2 protein-coding genes are annotated in these 2505 nt (G+C 71.1%); both read left to right on the forward strand.

The features are described 5' to 3' along the window. Positions 1–340 precede the first annotated feature (340 nt). Positions 341–1729, forward strand: coding sequence for a dihydrolipoyl dehydrogenase (lpdA, locus tag ACWBNA_RS47710; protein WP_482710863.1), 1389 nt, complete (start codon positions 341–343; stop codon positions 1727–1729). 59 nt (positions 1730–1788) lie between these two features. Next, positions 1789–2505 (forward strand): biotin/lipoyl-containing protein (locus ACWBNA_RS47715; protein ID WP_482710864.1); only part of this gene is annotated, 717 nt, incomplete at its 3' end.

Consider the following 2505-nt stretch of genomic DNA (forward strand, 5'->3'; position numbering starts at 1 on the left):
CCGGTCCGTCCGGTGGTTCGGCGGCTACGGGGGCGTGGGGCTGGTCGCGCAGTTCCCCGCGCCCCTGGGGGCGTCGCGGCTCCCCAGCGGCTGGTCGCGCCCGCGCGGCGGGGCCTCAGATCGACACAGCGCCGCGCCCCTGTGGTCGGTCGGCTTGTCGGTGCTCGTATGAGTGCGACGTCTCACACACCGGCCCGGCGTCTCTTCCTGCCACGACAAGTGCGAAGATGGGGCTCGGCAGGACAGGGCCCCACCGAAGGGCCGAAGAACGAGCGGCCGGACACCAGCCGCCGACCGGTCACCGCAGACCGGCGTGGCGCACATGCATGGAGGACGTGACGTGGCGAACGACGCCAGCACCGTTTTCGACCTAGTGATCCTCGGCGGTGGTAGCGGTGGTTACGCCGCGGCCCTGCGCGGGGCGCAGCTGGGCCTGGACGTCGCCCTGATCGAGAAGGACAAGGTCGGCGGTACCTGCCTGCACCGGGGGTGCATCCCCACCAAGGCCCTGCTGCACGCGGGCGAGATCGCCGACCAGGCCCGCGAGAGCGAGCAGTTCGGCGTGAAGACCACCTTCGAGGGCATCGACATCGCCGGGGTCCACAAGTACAAGGACGGTGTCATCGCCGGCCTGTACAAGGGCCTGCAGGGACTTGTCGCCTCCCGCAAGGTGACGTACATCGAGGGTGAGGGCCGGCTGTCCTCCCCCACGTCCGTCGACGTGAACGGCCAGCGCGTCCAGGGCCGCCACGTGCTCCTCGCGACCGGCTCCGTGCCGAAGTCGCTGCCGGGCCTGGAGATCGACGGCAACCGCATCATCTCCTCCGACCACGCCCTGGTCCTGGACCGCGTGCCGAAGTCGGCGATCGTCCTGGGCGGCGGTGTCATCGGCGTCGAGTTCGCCTCGGCCTGGAAGTCCTTCGGTACGGACATCACGATCATCGAGGGCCTCAAGCACCTGGCCCCCCTCGAGGACGAGAACTCCTCCAAGCTTCTTGAGCGCGCGTTCCGCAAGCGCGGCATCAAGTTCAACCTGGGCACCTTCTTCTCCAAGGCCGAGTACACGGCCGACGGTGTCAAGGTCACCCTCGCCGACGGCAAGGAGTTCGAGGCCGAGCTCCTGCTGGTCGCGGTGGGCCGCGGGCCCGTCTCCGCCGGTCTCGGCTACGAGGAGCAGGGCGTCGCCATGGACCGCGGCTACGTCCTGGTCGACGAGTACATGCGCACCAACGTCCCGACCATCTCCGCCGTCGGTGACCTGGTCCCGACCCTCCAGCTCGCGCACGTCGGCTTCGCCGAGGGCATCCTGGTGGCGGAGCGTCTGGCCGGTCTCAAGACCGTCCCGATCGACTACGACGGTGTCCCCCGGGTGACGTACTGCCACCCCGAGGTCGCCTCCGTGGGCATCACCGAGGCCAAGGCCAAGGAGATCTACGGTGCGGACAAGGTCGTCGCCCTGAAGTACAACCTCGCCGGCAACGGCAAGAGCAAGATCCTGAACACCTCGGGCGAGATCAAGCTCGTCCAGGTCAAGGACGGTGCCGTGGTCGGCGTCCACATGGTCGGCGACCGCATGGGCGAGCAGGTCGGCGAAGCCCAGCTGATCTACAACTGGGAGGCGCTGCCCGCCGAGGTCGCGCAGCTCATCCACGCTCACCCGACGCAGAGCGAAGCGCTCGGCGAGGCCCACCTGGCCCTGGCCGGCAAGCCCCTCCACTCGCACGACTGACCCTCGGTCGACGAACGCGACGACACAGACTTCCGCACTTGTAAGGAGCAACCGAAACCATGGCGGTTTCCGTAACCCTTCCGGCGCTCGGCGAGAGCGTCACCGAGGGCACTGTCACCCGCTGGCTGAAGGCCGAGGGAGAGCGCGTCGAGGCCGACGAGCCGCTGCTCGAGGTGTCGACCGACAAGGTCGACACCGAGATCCCCTCGCCCGCAGCCGGTGTCCTGGCGTCCATCAAGGTCGCCGAGGACGAGACCGTTGAGGTCGGCGCCGAGCTGGCCGTCATCGACGACGGCACGGGCGCGCCCGCTGCCGCCCCGGCTCCGGCCGCCGAGGAGGTCGCCGCTCCGGCGCCCGAGCCGGCTCCGGCCGCCCAGCCGTCCACCGAGCAGGCCGCCCCGGCCCCTGCTCCCACCGCCGAGGCCGCCTCCGGCGGCGGCAGCGCCGAGGGCACGGACGTCGTCCTGCCCGCGCTCGGCGAGTCCGTCACCGAGGGCACCGTCACCCGCTGGCTGAAGTCGGTCGGCGACTCCGTCGAGGCCGACGAGCCGCTGCTCGAGGTCTCCACGGACAAGGTCGACACCGAGATCCCGGCGCCCACCTCCGGTGTGCTGCTCGAGATCACGGTCGGCGAGGACGAGACCGCCGAGGTCGGTGCCAAGCTGGCCGTCATCGGCGCCCCGGGCGCGGCTCCGGCCGCCGCTCCGGCCCCCGCCGCCCCGGCTCCGGCCCCTGCTGCCGAGGCACCGGCTCCGGCTCCCGCCCCGGCCGCCCCC

Source organism: Streptomyces sp. Q2 (genome assembly GCF_056820935.1).